Genomic DNA, 23,915 nt, shown 5'->3' on the forward strand with positions numbered 1-23,915 from the left:
TAGGGTTTCATGTTATTTAAAGTGAATAACAGGACTGTTGATGGATAATGTCTTAAACGCATATCCTTGTTCTTTTAAGTTTTTAATTATTATAGGCAAAGCCTGGACGGTAGTTGTTTTTGATTTTGAATCGTGAAATAAAATAACAATAGAATTTATCCCCTTAGACCTTCTAATAACATTTTCTATAATAACATCTTTACTTTCTGTCATTTTATCTGAATCTCCCGAAGAAACATTCCAGTCTATATATTGGTAGCCTTTTCTTACTTGCTCTTTAGTTAATTTGTTCATTATATCTTTGCCACCATAGTTAATACTTATTGTATTGTTTGACCCGCCAGGAAACCTCATAAGCGTAGGCCTCGGAATCCCAATACCTTCTAAAAAAGAATTTAGGTTATCTACGTCTTGATTATAGGCAGTGATAGATGAATACTCTGTTTTGTAATCATGAGAATAAGTATGATTACCTATAACATTTCCTTGATTTATAATTTGCTTGTATACGTCATCATATTCAGGGTGTCCATTAACGAAAAATGTTGCCTTAACATTATTATCCTTTAAAATTCTCAACAATTTGGAAGTGTTCTCGGAAGGACCATCATCGAATGTAAGATAGGCTTCCTTTTCGTCTACCTTTATTAGATGATTAACTATAGGGTTAGCGCCACCTATCAATATATTAATAGTTTTATTCAAATCATTTACTTTTGTTTCTGACTTAAGTATTGATAATTTAAGAGCCTTGATGGTAACCTCTAATTGTTTATTTGTATTAATCTCATAACTAAGTGAAGTTTTAAGATTTTTTATTTCTACTTTTGAACTATATAATATTAAACTTAATATGATTAGAGCAGTAATGGGAATTAATAAAATTATATTTTTTTTTATAATGACCGCCCCCGTAGTGATAAGAGTATATCTTATGAGTTTTTAAAGCTTGATAGATTTAATATATTCACTAATCACTATTTATGTTCATAAAAATCATTTTTTTTTTAAGATCCAAGAAAAGAAGTAATTTAAAGAAGGTACAAAGAATATAAGGATGACAAATCAGCTAAGGATTATTTAATTGCTATAGATAGTAAAAATATGAAATAAATGTATATATGCCTGTAAAGCGTACCACATAACAAAACTTAGAAGTTGTAATGCTTCTAGGGTTTATTTATTCTTTAAATCCTTTTTTTCTAAAGCAACATCACTAATGTCACTAGTCATATTGGATAACTGGTACATAATAGCCATCTCAGTGTTTGATACGCCACTATTGCTTTTATTAGCATCTAATTGATTAATCGAATTTTTTGATTTTCCTAATTTATTTTTATCCATTAATACTTATACGCTCCCTTCAAAACAAAAATTACACTACATACATTAGGTGCATTATATAGTTTATCCATTTTGTATGAAAGTATGAGTGGATACTTAATTTGAAAATATAGGAGGTAACAGCGTAAACATATATATAATAGCATTTTATAATTTAAATAAAAAATAAATACATTAATATAGAAAATAATAATACATTTTATAATATATTATACTCATATTAGCGAAATATATAATATTATGTAATTACAAATTACAGGTTTTATGTTAATATATATAAAGAAATATTTTTTTGATTATTCAAAAAATTTATATGATATTGTAAGATTTCTGATCTAACCTAAATTAGGAGGGGACTTTATGAGTTTTAAAAATTGGAATTTTAGAAAAAAACATGAAAGTAAAAATACTATTCAAAAGGAAAAGAAAATTTCAAAACTAATCGAAATAATTAAAAGTGTGAATTTTAAGATGAAATCTTCTAAATTATCAAACAATGATAAAGATGGAAACAAAACAGTAAAATCATTTAAAAGTGGGACAGGTAAAAAATCTATAAAAAGCAGTAATAAAAAAGGTATTCCCATTAGAAAGAAAATACCACTTCTTATTGGAACCTTAATAATTATATCTATGGTGACAACCTCTATTTTTACTTATAGGAAGTCGTCAACTATTATATTTGATCAAAGTAAAGCTGAAATGATGTCTGTTAATAAAGGAGCGATAGAGACCATTTCTGTTATGATAGAAAAGCAGCAAGCACAAGTACAAGCCATATGCAACACTAAGCAAATAATGGAAATTATGAAATTAAATAGTAAACCTGATGCGATTTCATTGGGGCAATATAAAAACGTAGTAAATGAAAATAATGACAAGTTTTCTACTTATATTTCTAACAATGCAAATGTTGAAAGAGTTTTTTTAGTTGATATAAATGGAAACATAATATCAGATAGTAATAAATCAACTATAGGAAAAAGTGTAGCAGATAAGACTTACCATTCTGTTAGCTCAAGTGGTGGGCTAGCTGTAAGTGAAACTATAAAATCTGAAATATCAGGAAAGGCAATCATGGTTTTTACAAGTCCTGTGGTAACTGAAGATAAATATAGCCAAACATTAGGGTACGTAGCAGTATCTGTATACGCAGAGAGTTTTTCAAAATATATGAAAGATGTAAGTGTATCTAATAGTAAATCTAGCTATGCTTATTTAGTTGATGAAAAAGGCAAAATGTTATACCACAAGACTAAAGAAAAGGTAGGGAAAAATGTTGAGAATGCAGCTATAAAGGCTATAGTTGACAAAGTTGTAAAGGGACAAAAAGTTGAAGCTGGAACTGATAAGTATACTTTTGAGGGAGTTAAAATGTTCTCCTCTTATGGAATTGTTCCAGTTACAAACTGGACATTGGTTATTACTGGAGATATGAATGAAATCAGACAGCCGGTGAATCAAATGACACAGGTAATTTTAATAATAGCGGCGCTTATAGGTATATTTTCTATATTAATTGGAGTATTTGTATCAAGGATTATAGTAAATCCATTAACGAAGGTAACACTATTAGTTGATAAAACTTCTAAATTGGATTTAAGCGAGGACAAGGGTATAGAAGGGTTAATTAAGGCTAATGATGAAATTGGGACTATATCTAGAGCTATAGTTAATATGAGAAAGACATTAAAGGATGTTGTAGGGGATTTAATTGAAGCTTCAGAAAATATAACTAACAATGCGATTACAGTTGAAGATCTTACAGATATATTAAAATTGAAAGCGGAAGAAAGTTCTATTGAAACTGAAACTTTATCAGCCGGAATGGAAGAGACAGCAGCCACAGCGCAGGAAATTTCTGCTTCTTCAGGAGAGATGAAAAATATGGTTAATACAATAGCCCAGAAAGCTTCAGAAGGGGCTAGTATAGCAGAGGGTATTGTTCAAAAGGCAATGGGAATTACTGTTTCTACAAACGGATCTAAGGAACAAACTGATAAGATTTATAATGATGTAAAGAAGCAATTAGAAGTTGCAATAGAGGGATCAAGAGCAGTTGAGGAAATACATGGACTAGCCACCTCCATATTGCATATAACTAGTCAAACTAATTTATTAGCACTAAATGCTGCTATTGAGGCTGCCAGGGCAGGAGAAGCGGGGAGAGGGTTTGCAGTAGTAGCAGATGAGGTTAGAAAGCTAGCAGAGCAATCTGGAGCTACAGCAGCTAACATCCAAAACGTTGTTAAAGCTGTAAACGATTCTGTAAAAAATTTATCTAGCTGTTCTACTAAAATGTTAGATTTCATGGATGAAGAGGTTTCTCTAAATTATGAGATTATTATGGGTACGGGGAAAGAATATATGGATGATGCGAAGGGTTTTAATAAGTTTATGAAAGAATTTGATGAAACAGCACAGCATTTGAATATATCAATAAATGGAGTTGCTGTTGCAATAGATCAAGTATCAGGTACCGTTAATGAAGGTGCAGAAGGCATATTTAGTATATCAGGCAAGGGTGTTGATATAGTAAATAAAATGGAAGAAATAAAAAGCATTACTAGCAGTAACAAAATTAGTGCAGAAAAATTAAAAGATATAACCTCAAAATTTAAAATATAATAAAAAATAGGGCTGAAAGATTATTTCAGTCCTATTTTTTCTCCTAAGTATACAGAAGTTTCAAAACCTAATTGTGTTTGGGCGAGTATTTCTTCATTTATTTTTACAACATCTTTTTTAAAGAATAGGATTACGGTGGAGCCACCAAACTTAAAATACCCCTTTTCTTCACCTTTAATAATTTTAGAATTTGGAGTATAACCTTGAATAATTGAGCCGACGCAAGTAGCACCAACCTCTATGCAAAGAACATCAGAAAAATTATTTGAGTGAAATATACTCCATTCTCTTTTATTCTGACAAAATAGTTTTTTAATGTTTTTTAAGGCTATGGGATTTACAGAATAATAATGACCTTTGATTTTAGTTGTTTGGCCACATACTCCACTATCAATAAAATGAAATCTATGATAATCAGTGGGGCATAATCTAAAAATCAAGCAAGTACCACCATGATATAAATTGTATACTTCGTTATCTTCCACTAGTTCTTTAAGAGAATAAGTAAATCCTTTTATTTGGACTAAACCATCTAGGTCAATATTCTTGTATGCAGAAATTTTGCCGTCACAGGGTGAAATTAAAACATTATCATTACTCGCGATTATTCGGGCATCTGGATTTAATGCTCTTATGAAAAATTCATTAAATGAGGAGTATTGATCTGGCGTATTTTGATACAAGGACATATCAATATTGAAATCTTCAATAAAACTATCAATTTTTTTACAACTTATTTTTGTATCACAGTAATAGCCATATAATTTTGAAAATAGCTTTTTCTTAAGTAATAACTCAACTAGTCCTTTTCCTGCAGGAGAGCAGTAAGACCAATTCAAATACTTTTCACCAGCTACTTTTTCAATTTCATATTTGTTTTCTTTTCTATTGTAATATTTAATCATAAAATACCTCGTTCTTATAGTTTATAGTTTTCCAGATTTTATTATAGAAATTAATAGCCAAAAGCCCATAAATGCAGCAGTTACAAAACCGGTTATACCAATAAGGGATATATTATATACTTTAGGTCCTATATTGGAATTTAAAATTGTAGAAGAACCTATAATCATAGAAGAAATAATAAGTCCAAAAACTAATCTGTTTATACCTTTATTTAACTCATTTATAGGAGTGCTTAGGTTTTTATGCTCTAGTTGTAACTTAGCTCTTCCACTTATTAGACTATCAGATAATTCTATGATTTTTGAAGGAAGTCTAAAGGAGTCTTTTATAAATGCATATGAACGGATAAGCAAAGTGTTAAGGTCTAAATTGGCTAATAATGAAAATTTACTATTAGCTTTAACATAAGGAATAGCTATATCTATTATTTTTATATCCGGGGCGATACTTGCAATTACACCTTCTAAAATTACAAGACCTCTTATTAAAAGTGTTAAATCACGAGGCAAACGGATATTGTTTTGTCTTGCTATATCAAATATTTCAGAGAGCATAACTGAAACCTGGATATTGCTTAGTGAAACTGAAAGATAATTAATAAGAAGATAATCTAAATCCTCATATAGCTTGTTTCTATCTACATATCCTTTTTTTATTCCAATAGATAAAAGGGAAGAAATCATTTTGTTTATGTCATTAAAAGCAACCGCTGATATCATATCATTTAGTGTGGATTTTATAGCATTTGAGATACTTCCCATAATTCCAAAATCTATAAAGCAAATTTTACCTTCACATACAAAAATATTTCCAGGATGTGGGTCACCGTGAAAAAAACCATCTTCTAAAACTTGTTTTAAGTAAGATAAAGCTAGTTTTTTACCTAAATCTTCAAGGTCGTAGCGGCCGCTCTGGAGTTTTTTCATATCATCTACTTTAAAACCATAAACTCGCTCCATAGTTAAAACTTTGGTACTACATAATTCTTCAATAACGTAAGGCACATATAAAAATGCAACATCCTTGTTGAAATTTTTGAAATTATTTATGTTTTTTGCTTCATTGTTAAAATCAAGTTCGAGCTCAGTGATCAAAAGAATTTCATGTAATGCTTCTTCTGGATCAATTAGGGCATCAGAAAATCTTGCTTTTGCAAGCTTTATTAGGCGAACTAGTATAGAGATATCGAGTTTCATCTTTTCTGCAATATCTGGCCTTTGTATTTTTACTACAACCTCTCTACCGTCTTTTAATATAGCTTTATGTACTTGAGAAATGGATGCCGAGGCTAATGGCTTTTTATTAAACTTTTCAAAACACTCAGCTGTTGACACTTTAAATTCATCAAAAAATACTTTTTCTATGGTTTCAATATTTTCGGGAGCAACATTATCCTGAAGCTTTGAAAGTTCTGATATATACTCTGGCGATAACAAATCTGGCCTTGTACTAAGTATTTGGCCAATTTTTATAAAAGTAGGGCCAAGTTCTTCAAAGGCTTTCCTTAAATTTTCAGGGAGTTTATTTTGTTTACTAAATTTAGAGTCTACAATATATCCAAAGCCATAGGATCCAAGAACTTTAACAATTTCTCTAAATCGATTAACAGATTTTCGTCGCATTTTATACCTCTCTTAAATCAGCACCTGCGGTGCTGAAATGTGGTTAAAGTGAAAGGTCCTAGAAATAATAGTAGGACTTTCATTTTACTTATAATATTTATGGAAGAGTTATTTCTAAATTTGCTAATCTTTTATTTAATTTTTCAATATCATCTTTAGTTGCAAAGTTCATTTCTTTCAAAAGTAAAGCCATATCTTCCTTTGTAAGGGGGGTGTGATCTTTTTTGAAAGTGGGACTTCCATCTTTTTTTTCTTTTACAGTTCTTTTTAATTCTTCAGATAAATCTTTGCCCTCTTCCAAGGTTATCTTACCCTTTTTTACAAAATCATCTATTAGATTTGTAGCTTTGTCATAAGTATAAGCTGCAGATCCAAGGCCGGCTAGGAAAAAATTTTTGATATCGTTATTCAATCAAAACACCTCCAAATAATAGTATATAATGTACATTATATACTATTTCATGTATTAAAATACTAATAATAAATTAACACCCTCAATTTTTAATATTAAGGGTGTTAGTTTACTATTATATAGGCTCACTTTCAGTTTCAATTCTTACTTGATCTGCAGAGGGCTTTTGTTTTTTGTTTTTAATAAATTCTTCTGCTATTTGAGGAAAAGCTAGGTAGGATAATATGTCCTCCTCGCTAGTAGTTAAATCCTTTAGATACTCCTTTGCATTTTCAAAAGCTGGTGCTAAGGTATCTGCGTACCTTCCAACTATAGGTTCTTCACTACCTAGTGCTTTTTTTAAAAGAACTTCATTAATTGGTCCAGGAGCTAGTCCATATTCACCCTTGCAATAGGCTTTAACTTCTTTTAATATCATTTTATATCTTTCTCCAGTTAAAATGTTCATGGTAGCTTGAGTACCAACCATTTGACTCATAGGAGTTACTAGTGGTGGAAATCCTAAATCTTCCCGTACCCTAGGTACTTCGGTTAGAACAGCATCTAGTTTATCAATAGAGTTTTGTGCCTTAAGTTGTGAAATCATGTTAGAAAGCATGCCACCAGGAACTTGATTAGTTAAACCTTCAGGCTCCGGAGTTAAGACTAGTGGATCTAATAATCCAGAGGCTAAAACATCTTTTTTTATTGGTTTAAAAAAATCATTTATGTATTTAAGTTTTATATTATCGAGTCCAGTATCATAGCCAGCAGTAACTAGTGCTTGATGCATACTTTCTGTAGGTGGCTGAGAAGTTCCACTAGAAAAACTTGAAATAGCACAATCAATACCAGTAGCACCTGCCTCTATTGCCTTATAACAAGACATTTCAGCTAGTCCATTTGTACAATGAGAATGAAGGTATATAGGTATTTTTACGGTTTCAACCATTCCCTTAACTACATCATAGGCGATGCTTGGCATAATAAGGCCCGCCATATCTTTAATACAGATAGAATCAGCACCCATTTCTTCGAGCTGCTTTGCAAGTTTTGTATAATTGCTAATATCATGAATTGGGCTTACAGTATAAACTATAGCACCCTGAGCGTGTGCTCCTTGTTTTTTAGTTTCATCCATAGCAACTTTTATATTTGATAAATCATTTAGAGCATCAAATATCCTTACTATATCTATACCATGATATACAGACATTTTAACAAATCTTCTTACTACGTCATCAGGATAGTGTTTATAACCTAATATATTTTGACCACGAAGAAGCATTTGTAGTGGAGTTTTTTTAGCTATGCTTTTTATTTTTTGGAGCCTTTCCCAGGGATCTTCATTCAAATATCTTAAACAAGAGTCAAAGGTGGCACCTCCCCAGCATTCTAATGAATGATAACCTGCATTATCTAAAGCTGGAATTATAGTAGCAAAATCTTCGAATTTAAGTCGTGTAGCAATTAAGGATTGGTTGGCATCCCTAAGTACTGTCTCTGTTATATGGATTTTTTTCATTTAATCACCTCATAATTTAATATCATTTATTGATAGTTTATCATATAAACTTACAAAAAACATGCAATAAATCATTTATTTTTCAGAAAACATGGATTTGTTTTACAATTTACATTTCAGTTTAATTATTTTATAAATTTAGGTTTTAAACATCCATAGGTTGACATACTTATAAAAGTGTAATATTATATTATAGTACAATTAAATATGCACCCGTAGCTCAGTAGGATAGAGCGTCCCCCTCCTAAGGGGAAGGCCGGAGGTTCGACTCCTCTCGTGTGCACCAAAAAAAGCTAGCAAAGTAATACTTTGCTAGCTTTTTTATTTCCTTGGAAATTAAAAAAGTGAGAATAATTTTTTAAAGATTATTAATTAGATTATTTTACAACCAATTTATACAATATTTACGTTTTACACTGAAAATAAATAATTTTATAGTACAATAGAAAAGAATCTAAGTTCAAATTTAAAGTGAGGTTTTCACATGTTTAAGATAATGATTGTAGAAGATGATACTCGGATAAAGGAAATATTGCTTGAAAATATAGTGAGATGGGGCTTTGATGGAAAAGCCGTGGATAACTTTAATGAAATATTTGTAGAGTTTTCAAAATATTCTCCCCATTTAATTCTTATGGATATAAATCTGCCATTTTTTGATGGCTATTACTGGTGTGGTAAGATCAGAGAAATATCAAAGGTTCCTATTATATTTATTTCTTCAAGAAATAATAATATGGATGTTATAATGGCAATTAACATGGGCGGAGATGATTTTATTCAAAAGCCTTTTTCTCTTGAAATATTAATGGCCAAAATAAATGCATTAATAAGAAGAACTTATTCCTACGCAGATGCGCAGACTAATGTGCTCCAGTATAAAAATATTGTTTTAAATATGAAGGATAACAGCGTGTTTTTTAAAGATAAGAGAGTGGAACTTAGCAGAAATGAATTTAGCATTCTATACTTACTTATGAAAAACAATGGTAATTTAATAAGCAGAGATAAAATTATGAGAAGTCTCTGGGAGGATGAAAGTTTTGTTGATGATAATACCCTTACAGTAAATATCAATAGATTGCGTAAAAAATTAGAGAATATTCAACTGGAAGATTTAATTAAAACAAAAAAAGGTCAAGGGTACATAATACTATGAAATTTAAGGGTTTTTTAAGGGACAGGATATTTTTGATTTTGTTTTATTTTATGTTGATGATATTTATTTCTTCTGTGGTGTATTTTAATAATGTAGTAAAAATAAGTATCGATAATATAGCCTATATCAATATAGTAGGTTTTATTATGCTTATACTTTACTTAATATTTGAGTATCTAAAAAATAAAAGGTATTATGATGTTATTAAATATATTATAGAAAATCAAAAAGAAAATATTATTAATTCTTTGCCTAAATCCTTAAATTATGAACAAAAGCTATATGCGGAACTTCTCATGAAAGTTAATGAAGAATTCGATTTGAAAATCGGTGAATTATACGAAGCAAAAAAAGAAAATGTAGACTTTATAAATGCCTGGGTTCATGAGATAAAAACGCCTATTTCTGCATGTAGATTAGTTATAGAGAACAGTGTATATAAGTCTAAGGAGGAAACTTTAAGTAACCTAGAGGATGAAATAGGTCACATAGATAATTATGTTGAACAAGCATTATACTATTCACGATTAGATAGCTTTTCAAAGGACTATTTAATAAATGAAATAAATATGCATAGTCTAATTATGGGAGTTGTAAAAAAACATGCAAAGGAGTTTATAGGTAAAAAAATAAAGATAGAAATAAGTGACTTAGAATTTACTTTAGACTCAGATAAAAAGTGGCTTTTCTTTATTCTGGATCAGATTTTATCAAATTCATTAAAATATACAGGAAACAATGGACTTATAAAAATCATTGGAATATTAAATTTAAGTGGAAAACAGCTTATTATTGAAGATAATGGAATTGGAATAAAAGCTGAGGATATTCAAAGGGTTTTTGATAAAGGTTTTACTGGATATAATGGTAGGGAAGATTTTAAAGCTACAGGCATGGGACTCTACCTATCAAAAAGTCTTGCCACAAAGCTTGGGCATTACATAACTATTGAATCTAAACCTTCTGAATTTACTAGGGTAACAGTTCATTTTCCAAAGCTTATAGATTATTACAGGGTTACAAGCTAAAAATATGCTTTGTAGCCCTATTTTTTTTAAAACTTACAACAATGTAAGTTTAAAGGTCACTTTGTAACCTTATACAATGGATAGAATACTTGATTTGTTATAAGATTTAATTGTAAGAATCGAAAGGGTTTAACGACATTTCAGAAGTCGTTAATATTGTAGCTTCGAAGAAGATGATTTAAGGAGGAAATAAAAATGGAAAATGTATTAGTTGCCAGAAATTTAAAAAAAGTATACGGCTCAAGGGGTAATGTTTATACTGCACTAAATGATATAAACCTTGAAATAAAAGAAGGGGAGTTTATTGGAATAATGGGTCCCTCAGGTGCAGGGAAAACTACATTGTTAAACATTATATCAACTATAGATAAACCAACTTCAGGAGTAGTAACTATTGATAGTGAAGATCTTGCAAAAATGAATGAAGACAAGTTAGCTTCTTTTAGAAGAGATAAATTAGGATTTATATTTCAAGATTTCAACTTGCTTGATACTTTAACTTTAAAAGAAAATGTGGTACTTCCCTTAGCTCTTGCTAGGGTAAACATAAAAGATATTGAAGCACGTGCTAGTATTATAGGAACTACTTTAGGTATAAATGATATATTTAATAAATATCCTTATGAGGTATCCGGGGGACAAAAACAAAGAGCTGCGGCTGCTAGAGCTATTATTACTAAACCAAAACTAATATTAGCCGATGAACCTACAGGGGCCTTGGATTCTAAATCTTCCACTGAACTCCTGCAGGCTCTAAGTGATTTAAACGTAGATCAGAAAGCTACTATTATGATGGTAACCCATGATGCCTTTGCAGCTAGCTATTGCAAACGGATAATATTTATAAAAGATGGCTTGCTATTTACAGAGATTGTAAAAGGCTCAAGTTCACGAAAAGAATTTTTTAAAAAGATACTAGATGTATTGGCCGCTTTAGGTGGCAATTTAAATGAAGTAACACTTTAACTTAGAGAGGATGTGATAGAGATGACTTTATTTAATATTACTTTTAGAAATATAAAAAGAAACTTTCATAACTATTTAATTTATTTTGTATCCATGATATTTTGTATAATGATTTATTATACCTTTACTTCCATAGGATATAATAAACAGGTTGCAGACTTAGCGGCGGAATCTATGAAAGTAAGTACTGCTTTTAATGCTGCGTCTATTGTCATAGCAGTATTTGTAGCTATGTTCATATGGTACTCAAATTCTTTTTTTACTAAGAAAAGAAAAAAGGAAATAGCATTATACTCAATGCTGGGAGTTAAGAAAAAGCAGATAGGAAGAATGTTATTTTATGAGAATCTAGTAATGGGAGGGATGGCTCTTGCTTGCGGCATACTAATAGGAACACTATTTTCAAAGCTATTTGTAATGATTTTAATTCATATTATGAGCTTTGATGTAAATGTTAAATTTGCTATATCTTTAAAGGCTATTATTACCACAATTATAGTGTTTTTAGTGATATTTATTGTAGCATCCCTGCATTCCTATACACTAATTTATAGATTTCAGCTCATAGAATTGTTTAAATCAGAGAAGGTAGCACAGAAGCCACCCAAAGCTTCTCTAGTATTAGCCCTACTTTCGATAATTTTCATTGGAACATGTTATTATATGACATTAGCATTTAAATTTGATAGTTTTTCTAAATTGTTAATTATACTAGTTAGTACAGTAATCGGAACTTATATGTTTTTCTCTTCCCTTATAGTATTTATAGTTAAGCTTTCTAAGAAAAATAAGGTTAAATATTTTAGAGGTTTAAACATGATAGCCACATCGCAACTTTTATATAGAATAAAAGCGAATGGAAGATCCTTAGCTACTATTGCAGTGCTTAGTGCTACCACTATTACTGCTATGGGAACAGCTGCATCACTTTATTACGATCAAATAAATAGTATAGAGAAACTAACCCCTTTTAGTTATGACTATAAGAGTAATGGTAAAAGTATAGATGAACAAATCAAGCAAATCATAAACAAATATCCTAGTAATAAAATCAAAAGTTCTACAAAGAGCGAATTTATGATTATAGATAGTAAATGGCCTGAGTTATCAAAGATGAAAATGCATCCATTAACAAATCAAAAATCCTTTGTTATATCAGAAAGTAATATGAAAGCTTTATATAAAGCAAGAGGACTAGATTGTAATATATCTTTAAACTCAGATGAAGTACTTTTTTTCATGATTATGTATTCAGACAAGATAATGGAAAGTCCAGTTGGTAAAAATATAGAGCTTAAAATAAAAGATAAAAGGGTGCCATTAAAAATAAAAGATTTTAAAGAGGGCCTTTTAACGAATCAACTTGCTATAAAAGATTTATATATGCAGGACACCGTAGTTGTAAAGGATGAGGTTTACAATAAATTATATAATAAAGATAAGGTTGTAAAAAGGACATTCATAAATATTGAAAATCAAAGAGAAAGTAAAAAGCTTACAATTGAAATAGAAAAAGCTTTAGGTAGTAAAGAAGCCTTATCATCCTATTACGGGAGTTACAGAAATACTATGACAAAAATGGGAATTGTAATATTTTTAGCTTCATTTATAGGTTTTATATTTTTGATTTGCACAGGAAGTATAATATTTTTTAAACAATTGTCAGAGGCTGGTGAGGATAAGGAAAGATATGATATCCTAAAGAAAATCGGTGTGAAAAAATCAGAAATAAGAGTCTCTATAGCAAAGCAAATGGCCTTTATATTCGCACTACCTTTAGTTGTTGGAATAGCCCATAGTATTATTGCATTAACAATTCTGCAAATTGCACTTAGCTCAAGCTTAGTATATCCAGTATTTATAACTGTAGGCGTATATACCCTGATTTATTTAGTATATTATATATTAACAGTCAATTCTTACTGCAAAATAGTAGATGCAAAAGGATAGATGCAAATGTTCAAATAAATGTATTGAAAGTCTCACAGTTTAAAAGTATAATGATTATTAAAGAATAATTATTAAAGAATAAAGGGGTTAACATGATAAAAGATTTTATGCAGGAATCATTAGAAGAAGCGAAAAGATCATTATTATTAAACGAAGTACCTGTAGGTGCAGTTATAGTTAAAGATAACAAAATCATTGCTAGAGCACACAACCTCCGCGAAACGCTTCAAGATGCAACTGCTCATGCAGAAATTTTAGCTATAAAAAAAGCCTGTGACGTATTAGGTACTTGGAGATTAACTGGATGTGATATGTACGTAACTCTAGAGCCTTGTCCTATGTGTGCAGGAGCTATATTACAGTCTAGGATAAGTAAATTATATATAGGCATCTTTGATCCTAGTGTAGGGGCTTGTGGTTCAGTTATAAATCTTATTCAAAATGATGCATTAAATCACTGGACAGAAATAAATTGGTTATATAACGAGGAATGTGGTAATTTATTGACTGATTTTTTTAAAGATAAAAGATAAGGTGAAAGGAGAAAATATTATGGACGGAAATATAAATAATGAAATAATGGATAAACTTACAAAAGTATGTTTATGTAAGGCTATACCAAGATCTACAATAAAAAAGGCTATACAAAATGGAGCAACAACTGTAGAAGAGGTTCAAAAAGCTACAGGAGCAGGGTCAGGCGGATGCAAAGGTCATAGGTGTACTCCTAAGATAGAGGAACTTTTAAAAAGTCAATAAAGATTGCTATAATGGGTTTGCATACAAAAAAGTTCCAGGTTGAATAACCTGGAACTTTTATCTTTACTTGAAAATATAAACATAAAATATTATTAACATTTAAGCACATAAAATACTTCATCTTCTGACTCTAGGCCAGTAATCCGCGGCTTAAATCCAAAACTAGAATATAACCTATCTGCTACTATACTTTCTGGATGGAAACTCAACCATATTTCATTAAAATCATTTTCATTTTTCATCTTATTTAATAATTCAACCAAAGCAAATTTTCCATAACCTTTTCCTTGATATTTTTCATCAATCATAAAACGAAATAAGCATAGAGTGTTGTCTCCTATATCCACGCCATACATTGCAAACCCTATCATTTCAGTACTGGTATATATGCCTAAAGCAATCCAATTGGGGTTAAATTTCCACTCGGCAATTGAAACTACATTTGGATGCGGTAAATATCGCTTTTGATCCTCTTTGATTTTTAAGTTAGCACATTCGCTCCAATTATTTTCATCTATTTCTTTCAAAAATATGTTCATTGTGATCTACCTCACTTTGTTTGTTTTTGTTTCCTTTTTTAACTTAATGACTCATCACCATGTGTATTCATTCAAAAAATGTAATATTGACTGACCCATCAGTCAATACTCAAGTTTAGTATTGACTCTGGATTATATCTAACAAAGCTTATTTCAAAAAATACTCAAGGGCTCCATAGCTTACAACAGATCTTAACAACTGAATGCGTTTAATTTCATCATCATCAAACCCCGCGATACCATTTTGAAGCAAGAAAGTATTATAACCCCTTTCCATAGCACCATTGTAAGTAAAGAGGACGCAATGCTCTGCTGCAAATCCACTTACAACAATACAGTCTACACCTTCACTTTTTAGAATAGTATCTAGCTCTGTTTCCCAAAAAGCGTTGCTATAGGATTTATGCACAAAAAAATCATTGTCTGATACTATTAATTCTTCCACATATTTAAAGCCCTCAGTCTCTGCCCCACCTGATTCAACATCCTGTATGATTACCACAGGATGTTCTTTCTTGCGGAAATAGGCACTGATTTCATTAATATATTCTACTGCTTTTTCAAAGGATGACGTGCAAGATGTGGCTTCTTTACAATTTTTTTGCATGTCAATTATTAAAAGTGCTACTTTTGACATAATGTTTCCCCCTATCACGATTATCTGAAATATCATTATTAATCCTTGCATATTCAACTATAAAATTATTATTCATTTTATAGCTAGCTGTTATATCACAGCAATATTATACCAGTTTGATTTAAATAAACACAATGGAAAGAATGTTTATAATTATTTTTTCCACTGTATTTATTAATTTTTGCAGGGCACTGTAATGTGGCTTAAACTATAAAATTAAAATAATTTTTTTTTATATGTTGACAACGATATCATAATATACTAAAATGAACACAAGCGAAAGCAAATGAAACTAAAACAAATATAAACGAACATTATTCTTATTCCAAATATGATAAAAGGAAGTTTTTAAATTATGTTTGCTGAGGAAAGAAAATCAAAAATATTAGATAGTTTAAATAAAAATGGAAAAGTAAAAGTATGCGATTTATCCCAGACATATGAAGTGTCGGAAGTTACCATTAGACGTGATCTTCAAGAATTAGAAGAGTCGGAACTTATAAAAAGGGTACATGGTGGAGCCGTATTAAATGATAATACTAAATTTGAACCTACTTTTTCGGAGAAAATAGATAAATTTTATGATGAAAAAGAATCAGTAGGAAAGCTTGCAGCATCCATGATAGTAGATGGGGAGACAATAGTGTTAGATGCAGGTACCACTACTCTTAATATTGCCAGGAATATAACCGCTAAAAATATAACGATTTTAACAAATTCTGTGGATATAGCTTTTGAACTTGCTAAAAAACAGAATGTGGAAGTAATTGTTACTGGGGGTACATTACGATGGGAAACTAGAGCACTGGTAGGACCTGTAGCAGATAGTACATTTAAAAATTTTAAGGTGGATAAAGCTTTTATAGGCGTTAATGGTGTATGCGTTATCAATGGACTTACCACACCAAATATTGTAGAAGCGAGTACTAAAAGAGAAATGATAAAAATAGCCAGAAAAATTATAGTAGTATGTGATCATACTAAGTTTAACAAAGTTTCCTTTGCTAAAATCGTTGACCTAGATAGCGTTGATACAATTATTACAGATAATAAGTTAGATGATGAATTAATAGAAAAGTTTAAAGAAAAAGATGTAAAAATTATCAAAGCAAAATAAATTGGGGTGATTAAATGATAATAACAGTGACTCTAAACCCAGCTTTAGACAAAACTATTGAAATAGATGGATTTAAAATTGATACTGTTAATAGAATTGTGTCTACAAGGGTTGATGCTGGAGGAAAAGGTATCAATGTATCTAAAGTTATTAAGGAGTTAAAGCATAAAAGTATAGCCTTAGGTTTTTTAGGGGGAAGTAGTGGAAATCAAATAAAAAATTATTTAGATGATTTAAATATTGACAATAATTTTTTAACTGTAAAAGGAGAAACTAGAACTAATCTAAAAATTTTTGATAAGGTTAATAATACACACACAGATATAAATGAAAATGGACCTAGGTTAGGAGAAAAAGATATCACTAACATAAAACAGGGAATTATGGAACAGTGTAAAGGTGATTCAATAGTAGTTCTTTCAGGTAGTGTACCAAGTGGAGTGAGTACATCCATATACGCTGACATAATAAAAAGCATAAAAAAAAGGGGTGGTAAGGTTATATTAGATGCAGAAGGTGAGCTGCTAATGCAAGGAATTAAAGCTGGTCCATATATGGTAAAACCAAATATAGACGAACTTGAAAAAGCATTTGATATAAGCATTAATAGCGAAGATCAAGTTATTGAGACTGCTAAAAAAATATTGGAGTATGGAGTAAAATATGTAGTGATTTCACTAGGATCTAAGGGGTCCATATTCATAAGTGACCATAAAGTAGCAAAAGTAACAGGGATTAAGGTAGAGGTTAAGAGTACAGTAGGCGCGGGCGATTCTATGGTTGCAGCAATGGCCGTAGCAGTTCAGGAAGACTACAGTTTTGAGCAAGCTATAAAGCTAGCCTGTGCAACAAGTACAGCTAATGTAATGACTGAAGGAACACAAACAGGAAGATTTGTTGACATAGAGAGATTGAAAAAGGAAATAAATATAAATTATATAACGAAAGGATGATAATGTATGAATATAACTGAATTATTAAATGTAAATCTAATTAAACTAGAGCTAAACAGTAAGACAAAAGAGGACGTAATAAAAGAGATGGTAACAATTTTAGATAAAGATGGTAAATTACTAGATGTGGATAAATATTTACAAGCAGTATTAGATAGAGAAACTGAATTTTCAACAGGAATTGGTATGGGAATAGCTATTCCACATGGCAAAAGTAGCGGAGTTAAAGAACCTGCATTAGTATTTGGTAGAAGCGTGGACGGAATTGACTATCAGTCTATGGATGAGGAACTTGCTCATATATTCTTTTTAATAGCTGTACCAGAAGAATCAAGTGATGAGCATTTAAAAATATTAGGTCAAATTTCTAGAAAGTTAATGCATAAGGAGTTAAGAGATAGCTTAATGAAAGCTAGCAGTGCTGAAGAAATAATTACACTATTAGAACAATAGATAACACATATTAAATAAGAAGGGGGAAGGTTTATGAAATTTGTAGCAATAACTTCATGTCCAACAGGGATAGCGCATACCTATATGGCAGCTGAGGCTCTTGAAATGACTGCAAAGGAAATGGGCATACACATTAAAGTAGAAACTCAAGGGTCGGTGGGGGCAGAAAATCAATTGACGCAGGAAGATATAAGGGAAGCTAGAGTAGTAATAATTGCAGCAGATACTAATGTTTCAAAGGAACGTTTTGCAGGAAAGACTATAATTGAAGTTGGCGTAAAAGACGCAATTAAAGATCCCAAAGGGCTTATTCAAAAGGCAATACATATAAAAGTTGAGAATAAAAATAGTTCAGAGCAAGTGAGTGAAATTAAAGAAGAAAAAAAAGCTGAGAAAAAAGGTCCTTATAAACACCTTATGACAGGGGTATCTTATATGATTCCTTTTGTAGCAGCAGGAGGTATTTTAATTGCAATTTCCTTTGCTTTTGGAATACTAGCATTTAAAGAGCCGGGTAGCATAGCAGCGGCTTTGATGAGTATTGGTAAAGATTCGGCCTTTGCACTGATGTATCCGGTGCTTGCTGGGTTTATAGCATTCTCTATAGCAGATAGACCGGGTCTTGTACCAGGTATGGTTGGTGGTATGCTTGCTACAACTTTAAGCGCAGGCTTTTTAGGTGCAATGGCAGCAGGTTTCTTAGCCGGTTATACTATTGTTTTCTTAAAGAAAATAATAAAAATGCCAAAATCCTTAGCAGGGTTAATGCCAGTTATAATATTACCGGTTTTATCCTCATTAATAGTTGGACTAATAATGATATTTGTTATAGGAAAACCTGTAGGTGCAATAAACGTAGCAATGGCAAAATATTTAACTAATTTAAGTGGAGCAAACTCCGCGCTACTTGGAATAATTATTGGTTTAATGATGGCTTTTGATATGGGTGGACCAGTTAACAAGGCAGCCTATGCTTTTGGAGTAGGTACTCTAGTTGCAGGTCAAACATCTATGGTAATGGCAGCAGTAATGGCAGCTGGAATTACTCCTCCCCTTGGAATAGCCCTTGCAACGGTTATAGCCAAAAAGAAATTTACGTTAGAACAAAGAGAAGCAGGAAAAGCTGTTTGGGCACTGGGTGCTGCATTTATAACAGAAGGTGCAATACCATTTGCGGCAGCGGATCCACTTAAAATAATACCTTCAGCAATGGTTGGGGCTGCAGCCACAGGAGCATTATCTATGGTGTTTAAAGCAGCTATAGCAGTTCCACATGGTGGTATATTTATATTATTTATTCCAAATGCAGTTACTAATGTGGGTGCATATATATTATCCATAGTAGTTGGTACAGTAATAACGGCTCTTATGATTTTATTATTGAAAAAGGATACTAATAATTAATTTAGGAACCGCTAATGAATTTAATCATTGTTTATACATGTGCAATAGGGTAAAATATATATATGTAAAGCTTTAAAATAATTTAGTTTTAAACAGAATCTAAGATGAAAAGGAGATGTCTTTATGTACGAAGCAGAAATTGTGTTAATGAATGAACAAGGTTTGCATGCAAGACCAGCAAGCATTGTGGCGAAAAAAGCATCTAAGTTTAATTCACATATAACTTTAATTAAGGATGATAAAGAGTATAATGCAAAAAGTATAATAAACATATTAAGCATGGCAGCTTCAAAAGGTGATAAAATTAAGATTGTAGCGTCTGGAGACGATGAAGCAAAGGCAGTAGAAGAATTAAAAGTAGTAATTGAAAAAGAAATCGTAGAACTTTAAAAAATAATGTTTTATAAGGAACCATATATAAAGTAATATTCACTCCTAGGCTAGTAAAATACTTAAATTTGCTGCAAGGAGTGAATTTCGCTTATAAGGAGGTAGTTTAATGAAAGGCATCGGAGTCTCACCAGGAATAGTGATAGGAAAAGTATTATTAAAAGAAGAAAAGAAAATTGTTATAGAAAAAAAAGATATTAAAAGTTATGAAGAAGAAATTAAAAGATTTAAGGTGGCTATGGAAAGTAGCAAGAGTGAAATTCAGGATATATATAATAATGTGTTAAAAAGTATGGGGGAAAAAGAGGCTAATATATTTGAAGCTCATTTAATGATTTTAGAAGATCCGGAAATGCTAGAGCAAATTGAGAAAAAGATTCAAGACGATAAAGTTAATGCTGAGTGGGCATTAAAAGAGATTACAGAAATGTTCATATCTATGTTTGAAAATATGGATAATGAATATATGAAAGAAAGAGCAGCAGATATAAAGGATGTAACAACAAGACTTATGAAAAAGTTATTGAATATAGAAGATGTTAATTTTGCACAATTAGCTAATGAAGTTATAATTGTAGCGAATGACTTAACCCCTTCTGACACATCCCAGATAGATAAAAAAAAGGTATTAGGTTTTATAACAGAAATCGGGGGAAGAACTTCACACTCTGCTATAATGGCAAGGACTTTAGAAATACCGGCTATAGTAGCCGTGAAGGATATAACCACTATAGTTAAAAATGGAGATTTAATTGTTTTCGATGGTGAAGAAGGGTTAATATATGTTAATCCAGAAGAAAAAATTATAAAGCTTTATGAAGAAAAAAAAGAAGAATACAATAAATTTCAAAAAGAGTTAGATTTATTAATAGGAAAAGAAAGCATCACCACAGATGGAATAAAAGTAGAATTATCTGCAAATATTGGAACTCCAAAGGATTTGGAGAGTGTTTTAAATAATGATGGTGAAGGTATAGGCTTATATAGGTCTGAGTTTTTATATATGGATAGGACATCAGCACCCACCGAGCAAGAACAGTATGAAGCCTACAAGGAAGTTGCGCAGAAAATGAAAAATAAACCTGTGGTTATTAGAACGCTAGATGTTGGTGGCGATAAGGAATTAGATTATTTAAATCTACCTAAGGAGATGAATCCCTTTTTAGGATATAGAGCCATAAGAGTTTGTTTAGATAAGGTAGATATATTTAAAACTCAATTAAGAGCTATACTAAGAGCTAGTGCCTATGGAAATATTAAAATAATGTTTCCAATGATTTCAAGTATTGAAGAATTAAGAGCGGCAAAGGCAATTTTAGAAGAAGTTAAAAATGATTTACATAAAGAAAATATAGCATTTAATGAAAAATTAGAAGTAGGAATTATGGTAGAAATACCTGCAGCGGCTATTATTTCTGATTTGTTTGCTAAAGAGGTAGACTTTTTTAGTATAGGGACAAATGACCTTATTCAATATACAACTGCAGTAGATAGAATGAATGAAAAAATATCTCATTTGTATAACCCATTTCATCCTGCATTACTAAGACTAGTAAAAATGGTTATAGATAATGCTCATAATGAAAATAAATGGGTGGGTATGTGTGGAGAAGTAGCAGGAGATCCTAAACTAATTCCTATTTTAATTGGAATGGGCCTGGATGAGTTTAGCATGAGTCCTATATCCATATTAAAAGCAAGAGGAATTATTAGAAATATATCTCAGGAAAAAATGAGAGATTTAGCACAGCAAGTTGTTAACCTTCCTACAGCCACGGAAGTTGAAAAATTTATAGAAAAAAATATAAATGTAAAAAATTAAAACAAAAAAACAAAAATGAAATTCTGAAACTTTAGAATTTTGTTTTTGTTTGCTTGTTTTAGTATTTTTATGATCAAAGTATGAATAGCGATATAAAAGGAGAGGACACTTATGGACCCAATAGCTTTCAATGTATTTGGATTACCTATTGCGTGGTATGGTATTTTTATTGCAACAGGAATGACAGTTGGAATTTTATTAGCTAAATTTACGTCTAAGTTAAAAAGTCTTGATTATGATGAACTTTTAAATATCATATTAATATCTTTTCCTATAGCTATTATTGGAGCTAGAGCTTATTATGTAATATTTGAGTTTGATCAATATAGAGATAACCTAATGCAAGTATTCAATACACGTCAAGGTGGGCTTGCTATACATGGGGGAATTATATTTGGTATGCTAGCCGCGTTAATATATACGAGATATAAAAAAGAAAATCTGATGCAATTTGCAGATGTGGCAGCACCCTCTATAATTATTGCACAGGCTATAGGCAGATGGGGAAATTTCTTCAATAGTGAGGCCCATGGTGGACTAGTTACTAAGGAATTTATAAGTAAATTTCCGAATTTTATACAAAAGGGAATGTTAATAGATGGAGTTTATTATCATCCGACCTTTCTCTATGAATCAATATGGAATGTTATAGTATGCTTATTACTGATTTATTTATTGAAAAAAACATTTAAACATGGAACTGTGTTTTTTAGCTATATAGGATTATATTCTTTAGGAAGATTTTTTATAGAAGGACTCCGAACTGATAGTTTAATGTTTGGAAGTATAAGGGTAGCGCAACTAATAAGCTTAGCGGGAATTGCACTATGGATTATATTCCTTGCAATTAATTATAAAAGGAAGACCGTAGAATAATTTCAATGCTTGGGATAACTTTCAAAAATATTTAATTAAAAAACTATTGAAATAACTACTTATTAATAGTATAATTGTTTTTGTTGCACTACTTTGGTGTAAGCAAAGCAAGAAATACTTTATGGAGAGATGTCCGAGTGGCTTAAGGAGCACGCCTGGAAAGCGTGTGTAGGGGAAACTCTACCGAGGGTTCGAATCCCTCTCTTTCCGCCAGTTTATATTTCCGTACTAGCCGGGGAGTTAGCGGTGCCCTGTAACCTGCAACCCGCTACAGCAGGGGTGAATTCCTCGCCTAGGTTATAAAATGTGTGGTCTGACCTATATAAGTGGCGTTGAGAGCTGGGCCCCACGCAATGGAAACTCATGAACCCCGTCAGGTCCGGAAGGAAGCAGCGGTAAGTGAATCTTTCCATGTGCCGTGGATCAACCTGGTTTGAGTTAACTGTATAGGTAACGCGCATAGTTTATTCATCGAAGCGAGGTGTACGGTCTACATAAGAATTATAAGATGCCTGTGAAGGTGTCTTTTTTTTATACTATTTTAGGGGTAGCGCCACATTTCCGAAAAACATACGTTAAGACATAAAATGCATAAATATATTAGTTTACCAACTCTAAAAAACAGTAATGCATGGTATATTATGGTATGATTTACTTAAGATAATACATATAATTGTAAAGTGTTGCGGAATGAATTAAGAAGGTGAAAAGTTATGGATAGCTCCAAAATTTTATTGGTTGATGATGAACAGGAAATTTTGAATTTGCTCAAAATCACTTTGAAAAAAGAAGGCTTTCTCAATATAGATGAGGCCTGTTGTGCAAACCATGCCATTAAAAAATGCTGGGAAAAGGAGTTTGACTTAATCATATTAGATGTGCTTCTACCAGATGGCAATGGCCTTGAAGTGTGCAAAAAGCTTCGAGAAATAACAACTGCCCCAATTCTTTTTTTGACAGCGAAAACTTCGGATCTTGATAAACTGGCTGGATTCGCAATGGGTGCGGATGATTATATCACAAAACCTTTTAATCCACTTGAAGTTGCCGCAAGAATAAAAGCACACTTGAAGCGCCAGCAACGAGTGTCTTGCGGCAGGCAAAGTACGGAAAAATGCATTTATTATTTTGAAAGATTTACAATTAATGAGCAGTCGGGTCAATTGATTGTAGCAGGCAAAGAAATTGAATGCCCTGCCAGGGAGTTTCAACTTCTTTTGTTCCTCTGCAAGTATCCCAACCGCTTATATAGCAGGGGACAACTTTACGAACAGGTTTGGGGTGAAGAAGCTATAAACGATGACAACACAGTAATGGTTCATATTAGACGTATTCGTGAAAAGATTGAAGAATATCCTAGCAATCCGAAAATTCTTTTAACAGTACGTGGACTTGGTTATAAGTTGTCGAAGTCGTGATATCTACAACCTTTCATTATTTTAT

Annotated in this window: 23 protein-coding genes, 2 tRNA genes and 1 other RNA gene; 18 read left to right on the forward strand and 8 right to left on the reverse strand. The window is 31.4% G+C overall.

Annotated features, from left to right (window positions below):
• Positions 1-12 precede the first annotated feature (12 nt).
• Positions 13-705, reverse strand: coding sequence for a polysaccharide deacetylase family protein (locus ACREV6_RS01085; protein WP_431576184.1), 693 nt, complete (start codon positions 703-705; stop codon positions 13-15).
• 471 nt (positions 706-1,176) lie between these two features.
• Positions 1,177-1,347, reverse strand: a complete 171-nt coding sequence (locus ACREV6_RS01090; RefSeq protein ID WP_431576185.1) for a hypothetical protein — start codon at positions 1,345-1,347, stop codon at positions 1,177-1,179.
• A gap of 360 nt (positions 1,348-1,707) precedes the next feature.
• Between ACREV6_RS01090 and ACREV6_RS01095 the strand changes: the two genes are divergently transcribed.
• Positions 1,708-3,975, forward strand: a complete 2,268-nt coding sequence (locus ACREV6_RS01095; protein ID WP_431576186.1) for a methyl-accepting chemotaxis protein — start codon at positions 1,708-1,710, stop codon at positions 3,973-3,975.
• A 20-nt stretch (positions 3,976-3,995) separates the two neighbouring features.
• Here the strand turns inward: ACREV6_RS01095 and ACREV6_RS01100 are convergent, their stop codons facing one another.
• The 4 genes from ACREV6_RS01100 to ACREV6_RS01115 form a co-directional block, all read right to left on the reverse strand.
• Positions 3,996-4,880 (reverse strand): phosphatidylserine decarboxylase, encoded by an 885-nt coding sequence (locus ACREV6_RS01100; protein ID WP_431576187.1) that lies wholly within the window; start codon positions 4,878-4,880, stop codon positions 3,996-3,998.
• Between the two features lie 21 nt (positions 4,881-4,901).
• The gene (locus ACREV6_RS01105; protein ID WP_431576188.1) at positions 4,902-6,503 is read right to left on the reverse strand and encodes an ABC1 kinase family protein; all 1,602 of its coding nucleotides are present in this window, start codon (positions 6,501-6,503) and stop codon (positions 4,902-4,904) included.
• 97 nt (positions 6,504-6,600) lie between these two features.
• Complete coding sequence (locus ACREV6_RS01110; protein WP_431576189.1) at positions 6,601-6,915, reverse strand: phasin family protein; 315 nt, start codon at positions 6,913-6,915, stop codon at positions 6,601-6,603.
• Positions 6,916-7,030: 115 nt separating this feature from the next.
• Positions 7,031-8,419, reverse strand: a complete 1,389-nt coding sequence (locus ACREV6_RS01115) for a pyruvate carboxylase subunit B (RefSeq protein ID WP_431576190.1) — start codon at positions 8,417-8,419, stop codon at positions 7,031-7,033.
• Between the two features lie 209 nt (positions 8,420-8,628).
• Here ACREV6_RS01115 and ACREV6_RS01120 point away from each other — a divergent pair.
• The 7 genes from ACREV6_RS01120 (at position 8,629) to ACREV6_RS01150 (ending at position 14,281) form a co-directional block, all read left to right on the forward strand.
• A tRNA-Arg gene (locus ACREV6_RS01120) sits at positions 8,629-8,705 on the forward strand.
• Between the two features lie 198 nt (positions 8,706-8,903).
• Positions 8,904-9,578, forward strand: a complete 675-nt coding sequence (locus ACREV6_RS01125; RefSeq protein ID WP_431576191.1) for a response regulator transcription factor — start codon at positions 8,904-8,906, stop codon at positions 9,576-9,578.
• Positions 9,579-9,628: 50 nt separating this feature from the next.
• Positions 9,629-10,606 carry a sensor histidine kinase gene (locus ACREV6_RS01130; RefSeq protein WP_431576192.1) on the forward strand — a complete coding sequence of 326 codons (978 nt, stop codon included), beginning with the start codon at positions 9,629-9,631 and terminating at the stop codon, positions 10,604-10,606.
• A 195-nt stretch (positions 10,607-10,801) separates the two neighbouring features.
• Entirely contained in the window at positions 10,802-11,572 is a 771-nt protein-coding gene (locus tag ACREV6_RS01135) for an ABC transporter ATP-binding protein (RefSeq protein ID WP_431576193.1), read from the forward strand.
• 21 nt (positions 11,573-11,593) lie between these two features.
• Positions 11,594-13,522: an ABC transporter permease gene (locus ACREV6_RS01140; RefSeq protein ID WP_431576194.1), complete on the forward strand. Its 1,929-nt coding sequence runs from the start codon at positions 11,594-11,596 to the stop codon at positions 13,520-13,522.
• Positions 13,523-13,614: 92 nt separating this feature from the next.
• The gene (locus ACREV6_RS01145; protein ID WP_431576195.1) at positions 13,615-14,055 is read left to right on the forward strand and encodes a nucleoside deaminase; all 441 of its coding nucleotides are present in this window, start codon (positions 13,615-13,617) and stop codon (positions 14,053-14,055) included.
• A 19-nt stretch (positions 14,056-14,074) separates the two neighbouring features.
• Entirely contained in the window at positions 14,075-14,281 is a 207-nt protein-coding gene (locus tag ACREV6_RS01150; protein WP_431576196.1) for a (2Fe-2S)-binding protein, read from the forward strand.
• Positions 14,282-14,373: 92 nt separating this feature from the next.
• Here ACREV6_RS01150 and ACREV6_RS01155 read toward each other — a convergent pair whose 3' ends face one another.
• Both ACREV6_RS01155 and ACREV6_RS01160 read right to left on the reverse strand, forming a co-directional pair.
• A complete protein-coding gene (locus tag ACREV6_RS01155) occupies positions 14,374-14,820 on the reverse strand; it encodes a GNAT family N-acetyltransferase (protein WP_431576197.1) in 447 nt (148 codons plus the stop codon).
• Between the two features lie 148 nt (positions 14,821-14,968).
• Positions 14,969-15,457, reverse strand: coding sequence for a cysteine hydrolase family protein (locus ACREV6_RS01160; RefSeq protein ID WP_431576198.1), 489 nt, complete (start codon positions 15,455-15,457; stop codon positions 14,969-14,971).
• 355 nt (positions 15,458-15,812) lie between these two features.
• Between ACREV6_RS01160 and ACREV6_RS01165 the strand changes: the two genes are divergently transcribed.
• From ACREV6_RS01165 to ACREV6_RS01210, 10 genes are all read left to right on the forward strand, one after another.
• Complete coding sequence (locus ACREV6_RS01165; protein WP_431576199.1) at positions 15,813-16,574, forward strand: DeoR/GlpR family DNA-binding transcription regulator; 762 nt, start codon at positions 15,813-15,815, stop codon at positions 16,572-16,574.
• 14 nt (positions 16,575-16,588) lie between these two features.
• Positions 16,589-17,527, forward strand: coding sequence for a 1-phosphofructokinase (pfkB, locus tag ACREV6_RS01170; RefSeq protein ID WP_431576200.1), 939 nt, complete (start codon positions 16,589-16,591; stop codon positions 17,525-17,527).
• Positions 17,528-17,533: 6 nt separating this feature from the next.
• On the forward strand, positions 17,534-17,980 hold the full coding sequence (locus ACREV6_RS01175; RefSeq protein WP_431576201.1) for a PTS sugar transporter subunit IIA: 447 nt from the start codon (positions 17,534-17,536) through the stop codon (positions 17,978-17,980).
• Positions 17,981-18,013: 33 nt separating this feature from the next.
• The gene (locus ACREV6_RS01180; RefSeq protein WP_431576202.1) at positions 18,014-19,384 is read left to right on the forward strand and encodes a PTS fructose transporter subunit IIC; all 1,371 of its coding nucleotides are present in this window, start codon (positions 18,014-18,016) and stop codon (positions 19,382-19,384) included.
• A 123-nt stretch (positions 19,385-19,507) separates the two neighbouring features.
• Positions 19,508-19,774, forward strand: coding sequence for an HPr family phosphocarrier protein (locus ACREV6_RS01185; RefSeq protein ID WP_431576203.1), 267 nt, complete (start codon positions 19,508-19,510; stop codon positions 19,772-19,774).
• A gap of 109 nt (positions 19,775-19,883) precedes the next feature.
• A complete protein-coding gene (gene ptsP, locus ACREV6_RS01190; protein ID WP_431576204.1) occupies positions 19,884-21,596 on the forward strand; it encodes a phosphoenolpyruvate--protein phosphotransferase in 1,713 nt (570 codons plus the stop codon).
• A gap of 111 nt (positions 21,597-21,707) precedes the next feature.
• On the forward strand, positions 21,708-22,472 hold the full coding sequence (gene lgt, locus ACREV6_RS01195) for a prolipoprotein diacylglyceryl transferase (RefSeq protein WP_431576205.1): 765 nt from the start codon (positions 21,708-21,710) through the stop codon (positions 22,470-22,472).
• A 123-nt stretch (positions 22,473-22,595) separates the two neighbouring features.
• Positions 22,596-22,685, forward strand: a tRNA-Ser gene (locus ACREV6_RS01200).
• A gap of 10 nt (positions 22,686-22,695) precedes the next feature.
• Positions 22,696-22,961, forward strand: an RNA gene (gene ffs, locus ACREV6_RS01205) — signal recognition particle sRNA large type.
• A gap of 224 nt (positions 22,962-23,185) precedes the next feature.
• Positions 23,186-23,890 (forward strand): response regulator transcription factor, encoded by a 705-nt coding sequence (locus ACREV6_RS01210; RefSeq protein ID WP_431576206.1) that lies wholly within the window; start codon positions 23,186-23,188, stop codon positions 23,888-23,890.
• The last annotated feature ends 25 nt before the right edge of the window (positions 23,891-23,915 follow it).

Origin of the sequence: Clostridium sp. (assembly GCF_050717515.1) — a bacterium.
Taxonomy (GTDB): Bacteria; Bacillota; Clostridia; order Clostridiales; family Clostridiaceae; genus Clostridium_AD.